Genomic DNA, 326 nt, shown 5'->3' on the forward strand with positions numbered 1-326 from the left:
GCGGTATACATAATGTCATAGGTTTTATTAATAAAAATAAATATAAAACAAACAATAATACAAAAGACGTATTTTATGATACAAGAAAGGATGAGAAATGGATAATAAAAATGATAGAGATAAGGCTTTAACTCCTAATTACGATGGGTTTTATTATGAATGTAAAAATTGTAACGCTGTACTTGGTACAAATTATAGGTGTGAAGATCCAAACTATTGTAGTAAATGTGGTCAGAAAATTAACTGGGATTTTAACATGGAATTTGATTGCATTATAGAATAAAATAAAATGTTAATTTGGTACGAAAAAAAGTAAAGTAGAATGA

At 25.8% G+C, this 326-nt stretch carries 1 protein-coding gene; it reads left to right on the plus strand.

From position 1 onward, the window contains the following. Window positions 1-97: 97 nt before the first annotated feature. Complete coding sequence (locus tag ACW2QF_RS19625) at window positions 98-283, plus strand: hypothetical protein (protein WP_455717706.1); 186 nt, start codon at window positions 98-100, stop codon at window positions 281-283. Window positions 284-326 lie beyond the last annotated feature (43 nt).

The organism is Anaerosporobacter sp. (assembly GCF_965301125.1).